Below are 16,995 nucleotides of genomic sequence, written 5' to 3' on the forward strand. Positions count from 1 at the left end.
TCTGTAACTTATTACCATTGCTGGTCTTATCGTTATCGAAAGCTACTTGTGAAGCGTAATTCAAAGCGTCCCGATAAGCTAAAGAAACCTCACGCAGAGCGTCTTTTTGCTCTACTGTGGGGTTTAATTTTAGCTTGGCAGTAATAACTTGCATTTTCTTCACGAGATAGTAGTCTTATCGTATCGCGTGAAAGTGATAATAGAAAGTACAGATATAGTATTTGTTCGTTCGTCGCACACCCCGTCGCCTGTCCTCCCGTTGGTCGAAATCGGCAATGGGGAGGAGCTTCCTGTCTCACCCGCATTCCTCCCGCCGCCAAAAACATTGCTACGCTCGTTTTATGGCGGGGGAGGAATGCGGTTTTAGTTGAACTGGGGCAAATCCTCAGCCGGTATCCAATACTCCTGATGCCGAGAACTCCCTACAGTCTGCACCTCGTACCGCGCCATAAATTCCGTTTTCACGCCGAATTTGGTGACATAGCCAACATAGCCAGAAGCTGCGTCTTTTGTGTTCCAATCTCTGGCAATTTGCACAGCATACGCCTCCGTTAGTACCGGATAAAAGATTGGTTGATAGGGAAGCCGAGGCGGAAACGCAGTGTAGCCACTTTCTGCGATCAAATCCCACTCTTTTTGTCCAACCGGACGAAATAGCACTGTAGTCTCATTCATGTGTTCGTATTGCACGTAATTGTTCAGCTAAACGTTCAGCTCGTTGTTGTTTAGCCGCCTCTTCTTCAGGACTCGGAACTAACATCCCCTCAAATCCCTACTTACCAAGTCACGCGATCGCGTAATTTTTCCAACAAACTTGGGCCAACTCCTGGCACTCGATCCAAATCTTGTAACGAAGTAAAAGGTTTCTGTTGACGCGCCTCAATAATGCGCCCAGCTAGCCTTGGCCCAACACCCGGCAAAGCCTCTATTTCTTCTTTACTTGCCGTGTTGAGATTAACTTTTTGATTAGTTTGATTTTCGCTTTTTTCAGATAGTTTAGAAGCTGGAATCATTCCAGTCTTTCCCTCACCTCCAACTCCTCTCGCGTTCTGGGAGAGGGGAGAAGGAGTTACAATGGGTTGCGCTCCTGAAGTATTTTTTACCGGACGACATTGTTTTTCCTGAGCCTGGATTTTTTGTAAAATCCCATCAGGAACACCCAGCTGTGCATTAGCATAAAGACGCTCAAATTCGCGATTGTAATGAGCAGCAACCGTCTGACTTTCAATTACCAAAACCGTCTCATCATTGCCAGTATTGGCAGCATCTGACCAATTGTGAGAACCTGTAATTACAGCTTTTCTATCCACAACCCCGAATTTATGATGCAATAAATCTCCCTTTGGTAGCAGTGGTACGCCAACAGTTTTAATCGGCTCTTGCCAAGGGCGGTTCTCGGCTTCGTACTTGCAAGAATTACTTAAAGCAACCCCCATCATATCTAAAGCTTCGCTGTAGGGACGATAGATAAAATCTGGGTCAATTAAAGCGCGGATCTGCACGCCTTTTTGATGGTCGGCTTCCAAAATATTAACCAGACGCTGATCTGAAAAAACAAACAAGGCCATATCAACAGATTGGGCAGATGTATTTAAGGTTTTGCCAATCAAGCCATTACTACTTTGAGTCCAAGCTTGTGTAGTGGAGGTTGGAGAAAACTGGACGGTGACAGTAGTATCTAAAAGGTTGACTTGTTGCGGTGGTCGAAACGTCTTTTTGACACCAAACTTACTATCAGGTTTGCCTCCTGGCCCATCTCCCCACATTAAGTTAAACTCTTGGGTAAAAATGGATGCCACTTCAGGACTATCAATCTTTAGTAAGTTATTAGCATTTCCCAAACTGCTAGGTGCGGAAAAATCTCCATGAATGTCGCTAGAAGTGAAATTTGCTGAAGTAACAATTACATTTGTGCCATCAACGATGACAAACTTGTGGTGCATCAGGCTGCTGCCTTTGGAACCGTCAGCAGTATCATCAATTATGGGAATACCAGCGTTGCGTAAAACTACCAAAGCATCTCCTTGATTAATTTCCGCACTCGTGAGTTGATTATCGGCGTTTCGGTCTACTAGCTGGCGAAATTCGTTATAACGTTGGCGTTCTCTTGGCGGTAGTTTCGCTACCTCAGCAGCGGTAAAACTACTCAAAGGGCGACTGTAGATATTTTCCAAAATCACCCGCACTTTCACCCCCGCCTGCTTGCGTTCCACCAACGCCGCTGCAATTTTAGGTAAGCGCAACTCCTGTACAGCTACATCGACTGTGGATTTAGCAGAAGCGATCGCATCCACAATATGATGCTCTAAGTCATCTCCCGGTCGTTTTTGCAGTCGGTAAGGCTCAATGTATTCTGATGTAGCCGCGTGGTTGAAGTATACCTGAACAAACGGATCTTGAGGCAGGGGCTTAAGGATGGGATTTTGCGACTGCACCCGCCCACAAGCGGCGAGAGTCAGCGCTATGAGGAATACATACCCCAAACGGATTTTAGTCAGGGAAAAAAGATTCACGGTGAGATGCTGGCTAACAAGCCGCAGTTTTATTAGGTCGTGAAAACATAATTTTCGCTCATCCACCCACACAATAAACTCACGTATTCAAAGGTTTCATAACTTTTTGACCCAAAAAACGAAGACCGTTCTCAGAAACTCGCCCTTCTTGCATTAACATAAACTGCAAGCGGATAAAATTTATATTTTGTCCAACCGCCTTCACGGCGGAGAGTTTCCACAGGGTAGCAGCATTGTGGGGGTGGGGTGCCAAAAGCCACGCCACTATTTTTTTATGCCAACAAGAAAAAAGACTTTTCCGTGCGGTCACAAGGGCTATGGGCAAATCTGCCATCGGTGCGCCTCTGAACGCGCCACTTGGGTTCAAAAAAAACAGGAAAAACAGCAGTGGGAGGAAACCTTCGCCGATGACCCCATTGATTTAAGACACCTTCCAGCTCATTTGGTGGTAAAGGCGCGTACCATCATTGCTAGATTGGAGAATACCCGGAACTATACAGAATTTAAGGGAAAGCGGCTGCGCCACAACCGCACGATCATCAGTATTCCCTTAAGCCGCGACTACCGGATGATTTGCCGCGACTGCGGTAGCAGACTGGTACCGGAAGAAGTTATGTCCCACGAAGAATATAACGTCTGCAAACCGGGCGGATAGAGTCTGGTTAACTGTTCGTTGTTCAGGCTTTTGGCGCTATATGCTGAAAGTGTAGGAAGCCTGTCGCTTGAGCAACCATGCAAGTTTACCTGGATTATAGTGCCACCACGCCCACTCGCCCGGAGGCGATCGCAACCATGCAGCAAGCCCTTTCCCAACATTGGGGGAATCCTTCTAGCTTGCACGAGTGGGGACAACGGGCAGCAACCGAACTGGAACAAGCAAGAATGCAGGTTGCGGGATTAATTAACGCACCTTCCTCAGAGTCGATTATCTTCACCTCTGGCGGCACTGAGGCAGACAATTTGGCAATTATGGGGGTTGCCCGCAGCTATAGATTGCCTCAGCATATGATTATCTCCAGCATTGAGCATTCAGCTGTGGCAGAACCAGCGCGGTTACTGGAATTATGGGGTTGGGAGGTGACGCGCTTGCCAGTGGATACCAAAGGCAGAGTGAATCCCAGAGATTTAGAGTTAGCGCTACAACCCAATACAGTCTTGGTTTCGCTAATTTACGGTCAAAGCGAAGTTGGTACGCTACAACCGATTGCGGAACTTTCGCAAATTGCCCGTTCCCAAGGCGTTCTGTTCCACACCGATGCTGTGCAGGTGGCTGGACGTTTGCCCATAGATGTACAGCAGCTACCCGTGGATATGCTATCTCTCTCCAGCCATAAAATTTATGGCCCTCAAGGTGTTGGGGCGCTTTATGTGCGTCCTGGTGTGGAGTTAGTACCCTTGTTGTGCGGTGGCGGACAAGAATTAAAGTTGCGTTCCGGGACGCAGGCTGTACCAATTATTGCTGGTTTCGGTGTGGCAGCAGAACTGGCAGCACAAGAATTGGCAACGGAAACATCAAGATTGGTAAAATTACGCGATCGCCTCTTCTCCCTCTTATCTGACAGCCCCCACCTCATCCCCACTGGCGACAGACTGCATCGCCTACCCCATCACGTCAGCTTCACCGTCACTGGAGGAATCACCGGAAAGACCCTCGTGCGCCAGATGAACCTCGCTGGAATTGCCATCAGTGCTGGCGCAGCCTGTAACAGCGGTAAACTCAGCCCTAGCCCCGTGCTGCTGGCAATGGGCTACAGCGATGCAGCTGCTTTGGGAGGAATTCGACTCACTCTGGGACGCGATACCACCGAAGCTGATGTAGACTGGGCGGCGATGGTGCTAAAGCAAGTTTTGGAAAGATTGATCCCACCAGCTATTAAGTTTCAGTCACAGAAGGTTTTAAGTTTAGAATTTTGAATGCTGACAACTCACCCACGGGCGAGTTTATTAAACATATTTGTGAGATAACAGATAATTTGGTAAAACCCGCCCCTACAATCAAAATTTTTCCAGATGGCAGAACTTCCCAAAACTCTAGAAGAAGCGATCGCCCAATCCCGCGAAGCTACCAAAGCCGCGATCGCAAATGGTTACACCAGGCTAAAAGTTGAGTTAGTCTTCCCAGAACTCAAAATTATGCCTGTAGCTTGGCAATTTATCCCAGTTTTTGAAGACATAGGTTCTGGGCTAAAAGTTTTCTTCCCTGACGCTGGTGCAGCTGCTCTGGCTCGTCGCGACTGGCCAGAGGTGCCTTTTAAAATACAAGATATTGGCACCAGCAAAAGCTCCCTAGAAGATAAAATTCAGCCAGAAGACAAGATTATATTGTTGGTTGAGCCTTCCTCGGTAGAAGTCCTGCAAGTCGAGAAGCTATGCGAATATGCCGGAGATCGTCCCGTTGTCATGCTCAACCCCCGCTTAGAAGATCCCTCTATCGTGGGGATTGGCTATGCAGCGCGACAATTGCGCGATCGCTTCCTGATCTCCCTGGAGTCTTGCTACTACCTGCGATCTCTAGAAGGTGCTGCCATACTTCGCTGCTATCCTGAATCTTGGCAAGTCTGGCTGGAAACTAGCGACGATTACAAGCTGATTGCTGAAGTCTCCGAAAGACCAGTCGGGGAAGAACTCGATCAAATTATCGCTCAGGCTACAGGCACCAGCACTAGCACCAGCGACACCCCAGCACCAAAAAAATCTGGATTGTTTACCAATTTACAACGATTCATCCGCGCCCTGAGTCGTTAAAAAGAATTAAAAATGAAGAATGCCCCATTTTTAATTTGACTCCGTCCTGCTGGTTTCGCCTGATAAAGTGCAGCTTCAGCAGTCTATAAGTCCGACGACTAAAGTCGCGTCTAAACAAACAAAGCCTGCCAACGCAAGCTAGTAATATCAAGCCTTTGCGTTGGCAGGCTTTGTTGTTCGAGCATCGAGGCTTCTAGCCTGTGGGTTATATTGGCAAAAACGGGATGTTCCCGTAGCGTTGCTGGGGACGATTCTATTAGCAAATAAATTTATAAAAAATAATCTATAAATAGCCGACGTAATTAAACATAACTTGTGACAAATATATTCATTACTCATTATCATCGGAAAACTAAGTTACCTTTATTTGCCTGGAATTAAATCTAATAATTTGACATAGACGCGATCGCATCTAGTTGTCTCCACCCCCTCGGCTTCTTTGTAACCGCTATTTTCATAAAGTTTAACTGCCTGTTGGAGAACGCTGGCAGTTTCTACCCTAATTTCTTGAAAACCAAGGGATGCGATCGCTTTCTCCAGCTGATGCAACAAATACTTCCCTAACCCTTGCCCTCGCACCTCTGGCAACAAATACATTTTGCGTATTTCTACCGCTTTTTCTCCCCGATGTACCGGATAATAAGCACCAGTTCCGACTACACGCCCAAGTCTTTCCACTACCCAAAATTCGCCCCCAGCATCGAAATAAAATTTTTCTACCTCCAGCACATCCCTGTCTGCTCCCTCTGGCTCCCAAGGCAAGCCATACTCAGTTAATACTGAATGGATAACATCAGATGCGGCTGCGCGATCGCTTTCTTCCCAACTCCGAATTAAAAAATTACTATATTGTATTTTCATGCCCGTTTTCAACCATTGGAACTACAAAAAATTATCAAATAAGTCAGGTTTTTGCAATGCCCCCCTCTCTGATAGTTTATTCTTAATAATGGAAATATAAGCTAATATTATTTATTTTAAATATACTTATACGAAATAAGTTGTGAAGCATTATAGCGTTTCTCAGATGGGTGGAATATATCACGGTTCTGACGTTCCCACTACCAAGGTTGGGACATGGCAATGCCATGTCCCAACAGATGTATCGCACCCAACCCTTGAATTGCTATAGTAACCCCTCTTTGTCGGCAAAAAGGGGTTACTAATGTCAGGTTCTTAACTATGAATTCTCGGTTCTGGGTGCAGAGTTTCTAACAACTCACTTTCGGCAATAGCTAATTCTTCCAGCCGCTCTTTAACAACATCACGCTCAAAGTAAGTATTAGCCAGCACCCAATAAACGCCATAATGACGCGCCTCAGATGCCATCAAACTGCGATAAAACTTGGCTAGATCGGGATCTGGAGAGTGATTAGCCAGTAATCCCAGCCGTTCGTGAGAGCGAGCCTCAATTAAACCAGAAACAAGCAAAGAATCCAACAATCGCTGAGGTTCCTGGGGACGAATTTGCGCCTTCATTCCAGCACCATAGGGAGGAGCCGAAAGATGTCCCAGAGGGATGTGGCGGCGTTCTAGCCACTGATTGACTTGCTCAAAGTGTTCCAGTTCTTCACGAGCGATCGCTGTCAACATCCGCACCAGCTGAGTATTAGAAGGGTAGCGAAACATCAAATTCAAAGCTACGCCAGCAGCTTTTCGTTCGCAGTGGGAATGGTCTAACAGGATCGTGTCTAAGTTAGCGATCGCCATCTTCACCCAAGCCTGACTGGTTGGTTGCTTCAAAGCGACGATCGTTGGCGGCGTTACTGAAGAGGCGCTAAGCTCAGAATTCTTGGAAATTTCTAACATTCAAGCAAAAGCCAGAGGATTTTAGTCTGAATTTTGTCCCCAGTGGGCAAATCAGACATATTTGTTCATCCGCAAGGGATATGCCAAACCCTTAAATATGCTACTAAGGCTAGGCAAGATATGATTGAACTGTAGTCTACCATACTTACAATCTGGGAAGTACCGCCATTTAAAAGAATTGAGAATCATACATTATAAATTAAAATGTGTCTTTTTTGATTTTTAATTTTTAGGCAGGCATTCCCTACTTCAGGCTGTGCATCACCTTAATAATAGTCGGCACTATCCAGTGTTGTGAGAAATCGGAAGTTAGGAAAAGCAAAATGACCCACCGTCGCATTGTGATAGGTGATGTGCATGGCCACTACGACGGCCTAATGAGATTATTAGAAGCGATCGCGCCTTCTGATGAAGATTCAGTTTATTTTCTGGGGGACTTAATAGATCGGGGGACTCAGAGCGCTCAGGTTGTGAAATTTGTCAGGCAAAGTTCCTACCACTGCCTCTTGGGAAACCACGAGCAAATGTTAATAGACGTATTGGGCGATGGAGAAGTATATGGCCCAGCCCTGCAAGGATGGCTTTATAGTGGCGGACACGCCACCGTCAACAGTTATGGCGAAGCTGGCATTCCCCAAGGAGATATAGACTGGATGCGAAGCTTGCCAACACACCTAGACTTAGGCGATATCTGGTTAGTTCACGCAGGCATTCATCCGCAAATCCCCCTCGAAAAGCAAAGCGCTGAAGAATTTTGTTGGATTCGGGAAGAATTCCACAGTATAGCCAAACCATACTTCCCTGATAAACTGATCATCACAGGTCACACCATCACCTTCACCTTGCCTGGGGTGACACCAGGGAAATTAGCCCAAGGAAATGGCTGGCTAGACATTGATACTGGTGCCTACCACCAAAAAAGCGGCTGGTTGACAGGCTTGGACATCACCAACAACCTTGTATATCAAGTCAACGTCTTGCGCGGTCGCGTTCGCAAACTCTCGCTATCAGAAGCTGTAACGCGAATCGATCCATCACAGGTGGGTAGAATGCGTCGCCATATGCTAAGACCATAAGGCAAAAAGGCAATCCTATGAAAGGATTGCCTTTTTAAAGAGTTTGTCTTTTAGGGGAGGACGCGGATGTTCCTCTTATAAGCCAACTCATCCAGCCCCTCGCCCACATTGGCAGTCGCCGGGTCGATGGCACGTTCCAAGGCTTTAATTCTGTCCTGTGTCCCCGGATGGGTACTCAAGAAACTAGGCACCGAGCCGCCTCGGAGTAGTTTTTCCATAAAACCCACCATCCCTGCGGGGGCATAGCCTGCATTTGTTAACATTTCCAGACCCTTTTGATCCGCCTCAAATTCATCTTGGCGACTGTTCGGACGGCGCAGAGCTAGATCCACACCAATTTGCACCGCCAAATTCTGGTCTAACCCAGCAGCAGCCGCGACACCGCGAGCGATCGCACTTTGACGCATTTGCTCCAACGCATGACGGGAAGCAATATGACCGATTTCGTGAGCTAAGACACTTGCCAGCTGAGCTTCATTATCTGCCGCCTTTAGCAAGCCAGTATGGATGTAGACAAAGCCGCCCATCGTAGCAAAAGCATTAACGCTTTTATCGTTAACTACCTGAAAAGTATAAGGAATATCCGGGCGATCGCTACTACTAGCCAGCCGCTGACCAATCTCATTAACATAGCGGGTTATTTGCGGATTACGATACAGCCGAATTTCTCTAGTCACCAGTTGTTCATTAATTGCCCGACCAATCTGAACTTCCTGTCTATCAGAAACATTCGACATCTGAATCACCTGAACGCCGCGCAAAATCAGGTCTAACCAGGGTATCGCTTGCCCTGGTTGCGGCAAACCTACCCAAATAAACAGCGCCATCACCGCTGACAGCAACGGGTATAACCAGCGGCGATTTGCCCGACGATAAAAAAATGATAACGGATTCAACTTCATAGCCAATACGCGCAAGAATACTTCAAACAACTGCAATCAAAGACTCTGGAATCCAAGACGCAAAGCAGCAAGTCTTGGTTGCCTTTCTAGGATTCCCCTGGCAGATAGTTTTCCAACTTTTGTTTAAAACAAGAGATTTTTTGCCTAAATAGCCAATATAAGAGCGTTAAGTCCTAACAATAAATATAATCATTGGATTTATCCTTTATCCTGCCGTTAACTCAACACCATCAAAATGCGATCGCTTAAGCCTTGCCAGATTCCTAGGTAATATTGCGTAGACAAGCATTTTTCCGAAAAGCAAATTAAGCGATTATGCCGATGAAGTACCAGGCAGCCTCACAGAAAATTTAGATAGTATCTATATCCTCACGTTTAATATATGCAAGCTCAAGAGCATTTAACATCGGTAAGTATTGGTCAATTAGTTGAGCATTTATTAATCACTCGCACAATCACTCGCGCTGACCAACGGCGGCTGATGTCCACACTGTTATCGAAAACAGCCTTAAACGCCGAAGAGCAAGCTCAAGTAAATCGAGTCCTTGACAAGCTAAAAAATGGATGGTTGCGCGTAGTAGACTAAATAATCCTCTTTTTTTCAGCAGATTTAGTTATCCAGTCAGCCACGCCACTTCCTGACGGCACTCATGTTACTCTGACAAAAGACTACCGGATCGTGACTCATCTAGCTTGCGATCTATAGAGTTAGATGTTATTTCCACCAGTCTTTTAGCTAGAGCCAGGACATTTCTGCATGAAGATTTTGGATTCTCAAGGTCGCTTATTCGGCAAGGTAAGCATTTTAGATGTTGCTGCTGCCTTAGTGATTCTCTCAGTTATTGTCGGGATCTTTTTCTTCCCCGGCACCTCCGGTTCGGTTGCTCAAGTCGGCGTTACCACAAAACAAGTAGAAGTAGATGCCATTGTTCGGGGTTTGAACGTCCTAGACCCGCAAGGATTAATCGAACAGTTTGAGAAAGACAAAAAAGTAAATATTATCATCCGCAATCAACCTGCCGGACAGATGGAGGTTAAATCCGTCAAACTCCTACCACGAACAGTGGTTGTGCCGCAACCAGATGGTTCTGTCAAAGCCTTAGCCGATCCCAGACAAGATTCTTTCAGCACCGATATGCTAATGAATTTTGCTACAAAAGGGCAAGTTACTAAAGATGGTCTAGTCATAGGCGGCACTAAAGTCAAAATTGGCATGCCCCTAGAACTCGACGGTTCAGATTACAACTTTAACGTCACTGTGATTGATATCCGGTAGAAAGGCTAAAAGAAGGGAATCATGGCTAATTGCGTTCTTGACCATTAGCCATGATTCCATTAGCCATTAAGCAACTTCAAAAATCGCCGGATTAAGCCAATTGTCACCGCAGGCATTTCTAACTGGGGTGTCAGTCCCACATCATCCAGAGGTTGAAAAACCTTGATGGCTTGCGGATTCAAAGCTGCAAGCCGCCTGCCAATATCAGGGCCTGTAAACTGAGATTTTTCGCCCCACATGATGGCAGTAGGCACGTTTAGCTGCCCAATGTACAGTGAAAGATCGAAGCACAAATCCCCCCGCACAAAAGAAAGCGCTGCATATTCAGCATTTGGTTCCAGGGCAGATTCCAGATAGGCGTTGACAATTTCTTCGTAAACGCGATCGCTCTGAGCAAATTGGCGTTGTTCTAAGAAACTGCGGATACCGCCGCTGGTAGCAACGCCAGTGCTGTAAATTAATCTATCTAGAATCGGTGTGCTGACCAATTGGGCAAAGAAACTGCGCGTGTAATTTTCGCCAAAGTCAGACAAACCAGCGGCTGTCGTCAAAATCAGGGACTTAAATAAATCGGGACGAGCGATCGCAGCTCTAATTGTAAAGGCAGCGGAGAGCGAAGACGCAATTACAGGCGTTGCGCTATTACAAGTCAGCTCCAGAAACTCGATAATCGTGTTGATGTAGTCATCTATTTGGTAATTCCGGGCTGGATGATCGGATCTACCCCACCCAATTAAGTCTGGTGCTAAAACTCGATACTCAGTCGCAAAAGCTGGGTAGACTTTCGACCACTCATAAGCGGACGACCCCCCACCAAAGCCATGCAGGAAAACCAATGTGGGCAACTCTTTCAAGCTGGTGGCAGATGTTGACCGCCACGGTTCCCCCTCGTTAGTGTAGTACACCATTCTTCCCAACGAGGTGACAACTGAGTGCTGTTCAAATCCTGGTGGCTGAATCATGGGACAAACCTCCTATCTACTGCCATCATCGCCGATTTAGGTCTACCAAAACCTCTGGCTCTGGAATGGTGATTAGTCATGAAGAACTTCCCCGATCCACACAGCCGATAGAAATGCCAAGAAACTTTAAAACCAAACCTCGTCTGTTTAAAGATTTGGTAAGTGGTTCTCTCACCCGAAAAATAGCCATATTGGGTAAAAAAATTAATAGCGCGTTGGTTTGACATTTGTGGGAGTTCGGAGACATCAGCTAGATAACGGATGCGAAACCGGAAAAAATCAGAGATAATTTTAACGGTAGGGGGTAAAACCCATCACCCCATTTTTCCGTACTTAAGTAAAATCCCAGCTACGCTTAAACGAGCAGCCATCAGCAAACGTTGAGGAATGGAACATTTGCCATCATTTCCGGATCAGACAGTTTAAAGTGCGGAATCTTTCGACTGGCCAAAGAAGCATTAATTGGGATGGCAATATAAAAAATGCTTTGGGAGTCAAGGAGGCTGGATGAACACAAGGACAGTTGGTAGTTTAAGGTCGTCGCTTCCATTGAAAAGCCAGAAAGAAATCATCGTCCAGTGTCCAGTGCTAGATGCAGTTAAAGGCGATCCGGTTGTTGAAAAAGGGCGTTTACATAGTGTTATGGCAAAGCAATACAGTCCTGTGTGTGATGAAGTGGGCGAGTTTGAAGCATCAGCGACAGCGGATTTTCTCAACGCTGCTACCGTTGTCGCTGCTGCTGGCGCAAAGCCGTTAGAGTCTGATTTCGGCTTTCCGGTAAAGAAACCTACCTGCGTTCGCCTCAACATGGAAGATTTGACATGCTTTGAAGTAGTGGAACGTCAGTTTCAACAATGGGGAGTCACCTTTAGAAACGCGATCGCTCTCCAACCCTCAAACCCTGCCTTTCCCGTTCACTCTGGCACCACAGTCCTCATGGGTGCGCCGAAAAACGGCTTGATAGAAGTGTTTTTCGAGTATCCAGTACGTTTTGTCAGTGGCTTTACCACCAGTTCCCAGCGAACTATTTTATCTGCCTTTGACGCCCAAGATAAACTGCTCGCCCGCACCGAGATACCTGGGCCAAATCTCGCCGGAACTGACTCCCCAATCCCTCCCAACACGCTTCTGAGCGTAAACGTACCAGATATCAGTCGGATTAGTTTCTACGCCTTTGACGGTCAGCTAACCGTCGATGACTTAAGCTTTGGCTTCTAAGAAAATAAGTTAGCGTTCCCACGTTTGAACCTTCCACTGAGAAAAAACTTATCGAGAGAGCCAGTAGGTTAGATATAATCTATCTGACTTAAGCAGGAAATCTCCGTGGCACAGGCGTCTAAATGGCGGCAGCAAATCGCTAACCTCATTGAAAGCTCGTCGCACAAACCATCAAAGTTGGCACTTTTCCAGCGGTTTCCTCAAGCAAGGTTGTCGCAAGGAGGCTGGCTGCTGGCGATCGCATTTATGTTGGCAATGCTTTTCTGGAACTGGAAGCTTCTGCTGGCTACCTGCGCTGGTGTGTTGGTAATGTTGCTGGTTTACTTGATGCAGGAATGGGACTGGCAAGTACACTGGTCAAGTCTACAAAGGTTTTTTAGCGGCTCCAATCGTCAATTAACTCTGGCAGTTGGTAGCGGCGGACTTGCCAGCTTCAGCACCTACATGGCTGCTTCCATCTGGGTAGACTCAGATAGCCCCTGGATTGCAACTGGTGCGATTCTACAAGGCTTAGGCACCCTGTTCACCCTCATTTTGTTGGTGTGGCAAATTATTAGTCGTCAAGTGAATCGCGACGAAGGTAATCTGAACCATCTGTTAACGGAACTAACACAGGTTGACCCCCTGAAGCGTTTGCTTGCAGTTCGTCAACTGAGCGCTTTAGTAACAGATGCTCGGTTGGAACGCGATCGCAAACGTACCATCTCCGAATATTTTCGCCTGATGCTGAGTCGAGAGCCGGAAGCTGTCATCCGCGACGCAATTCTCGATGGTCTGCAAGAGCTGGAATCACAGCAGCTAACTAAAGCCAGTCAGCCGTTAAAGATACCCATCACTGTGAAAAGCTCTGCTAGAAAATTAAAAATTAAAAATTGACCGAATGTGCAACTTTTTTTTAGCTCCCTAATTTGCCTTTGGGTTGGGAGTATCGCGCTATAAAGTTGCACATGGCGTATATGGGGGATGCTTCACTTTTAATTTTCAAACTTGGGTTCAGCTTTTTCCACTGAAGCATCGTTGATTCCCAAAGTCAGCTCTAAAGGTGTCTGGGAAGGATAGGCCTTCACAACCTCCCGATAAACATCGTAATTCGTCGGCAACGTCACCGTCTGGTTGCCAGAGCGATAGGTAATCTGGTAGTCCACATCTCGCAACAGACCAGGTGTACTTGTCTGTTCGCCTGGTTGTTGTCGCTGTTCAATTTCATCCAGCGTCGGTTGTGGCGGGAGAGCAGCCCACCAAAGTTCCCGCTCATCAGGGCCAATAACCGCTCCTTCTGGTTTCTCGCCATTGCGATTGAGCAAAGAAGTAGAGCCAAAAGTTTCTATTCGCTGTTGATTGCGGCTGGGATTGGTAAAGTAGTGAACTTTCCAAGTGAAAGTAGTCCGTGCTGTTGCTTCATACTGGTTGGTAGTTACAGTGCTGCACCCAGCAAGAGCAACCAAAAGAAAAAATCGCGTGACGGTGGCAAAAATTTGCTTTTGTTGTAAAAATTGACCTTTAAGACTCACTGTATGCTGACACCAATTTAATAGACTAAATGCAGCTGGCTCCGCTATTTCCTATTGTGTACCGAATTCTTCAGCCTGCCTTTCCTAACTGTCTGTGGTCGGGTGCTGCAAATTCAAAAGCGATCGCTCTCACCTTTGATGATGGCCCCCATCCTCAGTACACCAGAGAGCTGTTACAAGTGCTAGACCGCTACAGCATCACTGCTAGTTTTTTCTGGCTCGGTGCCTGTGTCAACCGTTCCCCAACAGTTGCTAAAGAAGTCTACGACCGGGGCCACTGGATTGGATTACACGGATACGATCATCGCGCCTTTCCTAAACTCAGCCCAACAGAACTCCAGCAAAGTATAGAACAAACCCAACAGGCAATCCAAAAAGCTTGTCAACTAGACCCACGCTACATCCGAGATATCCGACCCCCCAACGGTTTGTTTACACCCCAAACCTTAGATTTATTGCACCAGTGGAACTATCGACCCGTCATGTGGAGCGTCGTCCCGGAAGACTGGGTGCGACCAGGGATTTCCCTGGTCGTAGAGCGAGTGCTGCGGCAAGTTCGCAATGGTTCAGTGATTGTTCTACACGATGGCTACTACGGTGGACAAGACGTAGCCCAAACTACTAGCCAGCTAATTCCCCAACTATTGCAGCAAGGATACCAGTTTGTCACCATTGATTTTTTGTGGCAACAAGCCAAATTGAGTGGTCAATGCGGATTTTGCAATATATATTGATGTTTTAGATGTCACATTTAGTCCCAGTTGATTAGAATGACTGAATAGAATTCAGCCATTTGTCTCAACCGCTGACCTATAAAGCTTAATAGTATGGAGTTATATTTGAGCTTAACGTAAGATAAAAGGAGAATTTCTCGTAGTTTTGGCTTGCACGTTCATTACTGCTTAGTGCTATTGTCGCCAATCCTTTGACGCTGATAAAGCGGGCAATTGATAGAAAGGCAGCGAAAAGCTGGCTTGCTTTCTCAAGAAAGCGAGTAAGTAAGAGCAAATCCTGTAAAAATTAGTTCAAGGAGATGGGCTGCGTGATGGGTGCATCAATTCCAATTGCATTATCCATTTGTAAAAGCTCGCCAGACATTAATTTCATATTTGCAGGATTAAATAATCAAAAAACGTGCAATTTTTGTAAGAGAGGCTACAATCGGAAAGGTCTTGAACATATCCAGCATTAACACCTACCCCAACGCTTTTAAGTTCGCCCTGGCGTTGTGAGGAATGTATTCTCTCTTTCTCTCACCTAGTCAGTGAGCAACCTTTGAATGCTGGCAAACACCACTGACTAACTTGTTTGTAGATTAACCACACCATCTTCTGGTCTTTAACTGAAGGAGCATGAGGAATTAGGCATGACCCAGGCCAACGACGTACTCGAAATCATCATTCAGCCTGACAGCGAAATGTTAGAGCTATTAATTGACGAAGAAGCGGATCGAGATGAAGAATTTGTAGACGCAGCACCGGATGAAGAAGACGGTAAGCCTGGTAAGGTAGCCAGATCCCGTCGTCGGGTGCAAACTAAAAAGAAGCACTATACAGAGGATTCGATTCGCCTATATTTACAAGAAATTGGTCGGATTCGCCTACTACGCGCCGACGAAGAAATTGAACTTGCTCGGAAAATTGCAGATTTGCTGGAATTGGAGCGTTTGCGCCAGCAATTGATCGAAAATCTAGAGCGGGAACCCCAAGATATAGAGTGGGCTGAAGGGGTACTGAAATCTGAGCGAGTCTGGGAACAACTTACTACTCAGTTAGGAAGAGAACCAGAGCAAGAAGAGTGGTCTAAAGAGGTGAAAAAGCGCCTACCAGCGTTTCGACATCGCCTCTATGTAGGTCGCCGCGCTAAGGACAAAATGGTGCAGTCAAACCTGCGTTTGGTGGTTTCGATTGCCAAGAAATATATGAATCGCGGGTTATCTTTCCAAGACTTGATTCAGGAAGGCAGTCTGGGATTGATTCGCGCCGCTGAGAAATTCGACCACGAGAAAGGCTACAAGTTTTCAACTTACGCTACATGGTGGATTCGTCAGGCAATAACCAGAGCGATCGCTGACCAATCCCGCACCATCCGCCTACCCGTTCACCTCTACGAAACCATTTCTCGCATCAAGAAAACCACCAAACTCCTTTCTCAGGAAATGGGCCGCAAACCCACTGAAGAAGAAATTGCTACGAGAATGGAGATGACTATCGAGAAACTGCGTTTCATCGCCAAATCTGCCCAGTTGCCGATATCCTTAGAAACGCCAATCGGCAAAGAAGAAGATTCTCGACTGGGAGACTTCATCGAAGCTGATGGTGAAACCCCAGAAGATCAAGTTTCCAAAAATTTGCTCCGGGAAGACTTAGAAAGTGTCCTCGACACTCTCAGCCCCCGCGAACGCGACGTTTTACGTCTGCGCTACGGCTTAGATGATGGACGCATGAAGACCCTCGAAGAAATCGGTCAAATCTTCAACGTCACCCGCGAACGAATCCGTCAAATCGAAGCGAAAGCCCTCCGCAAGTTGCGCCATCCCAACCGCAACAGCATCCTCAAAGAATACATTCGCTAAACAAGAGCTTTCAGTAAATAGGGTGGGCAATGCCCACCCTATTTTCTTAGCTTTTTTTTCCTAACAATAATTCTACAACTATTCAAAAACACCATAATTTATAAAAAAGCTGGATATTTCCGAAGAAACACCCAGCGAATTGAGATTGACCGAGGTTAAAAAGACTGGAAAATTACATTAAACCCCAGAAGTGAAGTACACCTTGACCACTGGTGAGTTCAATAATTACAGCAGCGAGGAATCCAATCATCGCCAGACGACCGTTCCAGTTTTCAGCTTGAGGCGTAAAGCCAACCTTAGTTACATCGTTGCGATCTTGAGTTTGCATAGTTTTATACTGACTGAAATAAAATTTGGCTACATTATGCAAATTAATGTAACCAAAGATCAGCGATCGCGCAACAATCT

General features: G+C 46.3%; 19 protein-coding genes and 1 pseudogene. 10 read left to right on the plus strand and 10 right to left on the minus strand.

The window, feature by feature from the left end:
- The 4 genes and pseudogenes from H6F74_RS30840 to H6F74_RS01505 form a co-directional block, all read right to left on the minus strand.
- Window positions 1-154, minus strand: a pseudogene (locus H6F74_RS30840) (RNA-guided endonuclease TnpB family protein); the annotation flags it as partial.
- Window positions 155-363: 209 nt separating this feature from the next.
- Window positions 364-675: a hypothetical protein gene (locus H6F74_RS01495; protein WP_190435235.1), complete on the minus strand. Its 312-nt coding sequence runs from the start codon at window positions 673-675 to the stop codon at window positions 364-366.
- Window positions 676-776: 101 nt separating this feature from the next.
- Window positions 777-2,513: a phospholipase D-like domain-containing protein gene (locus tag H6F74_RS01500; protein WP_190435238.1), complete on the minus strand. Its 1,737-nt coding sequence runs from the start codon at window positions 2,511-2,513 to the stop codon at window positions 777-779.
- Window positions 2,514-2,592: 79 nt separating this feature from the next.
- Window positions 2,593-2,778, minus strand: a complete 186-nt coding sequence (locus H6F74_RS01505) for a hypothetical protein (protein WP_190435240.1) — start codon at window positions 2,776-2,778, stop codon at window positions 2,593-2,595.
- A gap of 9 nt (window positions 2,779-2,787) precedes the next feature.
- On the opposite strand from H6F74_RS01505, the gene H6F74_RS01510 reads away from it, so the two are divergent.
- The 3 genes from H6F74_RS01510 to H6F74_RS01520 all read left to right on the plus strand — a co-directional run bounded on the left by H6F74_RS01510 (window position 2,788) and on the right by H6F74_RS01520 (window position 5,258).
- Complete coding sequence (locus tag H6F74_RS01510) at window positions 2,788-3,168, plus strand: hypothetical protein (RefSeq protein WP_190435243.1); 381 nt, start codon at window positions 2,788-2,790, stop codon at window positions 3,166-3,168.
- Window positions 3,169-3,245: 77 nt separating this feature from the next.
- On the plus strand, window positions 3,246-4,427 hold the full coding sequence (locus tag H6F74_RS01515; protein ID WP_190435244.1) for a cysteine desulfurase family protein: 1,182 nt from the start codon (window positions 3,246-3,248) through the stop codon (window positions 4,425-4,427).
- 96 nt (window positions 4,428-4,523) lie between these two features.
- Window positions 4,524-5,258 carry a DUF1995 family protein gene (locus tag H6F74_RS01520; RefSeq protein WP_190435247.1) on the plus strand — a complete coding sequence of 245 codons (735 nt, stop codon included), beginning with the start codon at window positions 4,524-4,526 and terminating at the stop codon, window positions 5,256-5,258.
- A gap of 363 nt (window positions 5,259-5,621) precedes the next feature.
- Here the strand turns inward: H6F74_RS01520 and H6F74_RS01525 are convergent, their stop codons facing one another.
- A complete protein-coding gene (locus H6F74_RS01525) occupies window positions 5,622-6,119 on the minus strand; it encodes a GNAT family N-acetyltransferase (protein WP_190435250.1) in 498 nt (165 codons plus the stop codon).
- A gap of 315 nt (window positions 6,120-6,434) precedes the next feature.
- Window positions 6,435-7,067: a tRNA isopentenyl-2-thiomethyl-A-37 hydroxylase MiaE gene (gene miaE / locus H6F74_RS01530; RefSeq protein WP_190435254.1), complete on the minus strand. Its 633-nt coding sequence runs from the start codon at window positions 7,065-7,067 to the stop codon at window positions 6,435-6,437.
- A 323-nt stretch (window positions 7,068-7,390) separates the two neighbouring features.
- Here miaE and H6F74_RS01535 point away from each other — a divergent pair, with 323 nt between their 5' ends.
- Window positions 7,391-8,143, plus strand: a complete 753-nt coding sequence (locus tag H6F74_RS01535) for a metallophosphoesterase family protein (RefSeq protein ID WP_190435257.1) — start codon at window positions 7,391-7,393, stop codon at window positions 8,141-8,143.
- A gap of 50 nt (window positions 8,144-8,193) precedes the next feature.
- Here H6F74_RS01535 and H6F74_RS01540 read toward each other — a convergent pair whose 3' ends face one another.
- Window positions 8,194-9,045, minus strand: coding sequence for a M48 family metallopeptidase (locus tag H6F74_RS01540; RefSeq protein WP_190435259.1), 852 nt, complete (start codon window positions 9,043-9,045; stop codon window positions 8,194-8,196).
- A gap of 382 nt (window positions 9,046-9,427) precedes the next feature.
- Here H6F74_RS01540 and H6F74_RS01545 point away from each other — a divergent pair, with 382 nt between their 5' ends.
- Window positions 9,428-9,631, plus strand: a complete 204-nt coding sequence (locus tag H6F74_RS01545; RefSeq protein WP_190435262.1) for a hypothetical protein — start codon at window positions 9,428-9,430, stop codon at window positions 9,629-9,631.
- A 171-nt stretch (window positions 9,632-9,802) separates the two neighbouring features.
- Window positions 9,803-10,321 carry a DUF4330 domain-containing protein gene (locus H6F74_RS01550; protein ID WP_190435265.1) on the plus strand — a complete coding sequence of 173 codons (519 nt, stop codon included), beginning with the start codon at window positions 9,803-9,805 and terminating at the stop codon, window positions 10,319-10,321.
- Window positions 10,322-10,380: 59 nt separating this feature from the next.
- Here the strand turns inward: H6F74_RS01550 and H6F74_RS01555 are convergent, their stop codons facing one another.
- Window positions 10,381-11,283, minus strand: a complete 903-nt coding sequence (locus H6F74_RS01555) for an alpha/beta hydrolase (RefSeq protein WP_190435268.1) — start codon at window positions 11,281-11,283, stop codon at window positions 10,381-10,383.
- A gap of 507 nt (window positions 11,284-11,790) precedes the next feature.
- On the opposite strand from H6F74_RS01555, the gene H6F74_RS01560 reads away from it, so the two are divergent.
- Entirely contained in the window at window positions 11,791-12,501 is a 711-nt protein-coding gene (locus tag H6F74_RS01560; RefSeq protein WP_199300748.1) for a hypothetical protein, read from the plus strand.
- A gap of 105 nt (window positions 12,502-12,606) precedes the next feature.
- Window positions 12,607-13,377: a hypothetical protein gene (locus H6F74_RS01565; RefSeq protein ID WP_190435271.1), complete on the plus strand. Its 771-nt coding sequence runs from the start codon at window positions 12,607-12,609 to the stop codon at window positions 13,375-13,377.
- Between the two features lie 98 nt (window positions 13,378-13,475).
- Here H6F74_RS01565 and H6F74_RS01570 read toward each other — a convergent pair whose 3' ends face one another.
- Complete coding sequence (locus tag H6F74_RS01570; protein ID WP_190435394.1) at window positions 13,476-13,976, minus strand: hypothetical protein; 501 nt, start codon at window positions 13,974-13,976, stop codon at window positions 13,476-13,478.
- 65 nt (window positions 13,977-14,041) lie between these two features.
- Between H6F74_RS01570 and H6F74_RS01575 the strand changes: the two genes are divergently transcribed.
- Window positions 14,042-14,746 carry a polysaccharide deacetylase family protein gene (locus H6F74_RS01575; protein WP_190435276.1) on the plus strand — a complete coding sequence of 235 codons (705 nt, stop codon included), beginning with the start codon at window positions 14,042-14,044 and terminating at the stop codon, window positions 14,744-14,746.
- A gap of 632 nt (window positions 14,747-15,378) precedes the next feature.
- Window positions 15,379-16,587: an RNA polymerase sigma factor RpoD gene (gene rpoD / locus H6F74_RS01580; RefSeq protein WP_190435280.1), complete on the plus strand. Its 1,209-nt coding sequence runs from the start codon at window positions 15,379-15,381 to the stop codon at window positions 16,585-16,587.
- 172 nt (window positions 16,588-16,759) lie between these two features.
- Here rpoD and H6F74_RS01585 read toward each other — a convergent pair whose 3' ends face one another.
- Window positions 16,760-16,915, minus strand: coding sequence for a chlorophyll a/b-binding protein (locus tag H6F74_RS01585; protein WP_190419167.1), 156 nt, complete (start codon window positions 16,913-16,915; stop codon window positions 16,760-16,762).
- Window positions 16,916-16,995: the final 80 nt, after the last annotated feature.

The organism is Trichocoleus sp. FACHB-90 (assembly GCF_014695505.1).
Lineage (GTDB): Bacteria > Cyanobacteriota > Cyanobacteriia > Cyanobacteriales > FACHB-T130 > Funiculus > Funiculus sociatus.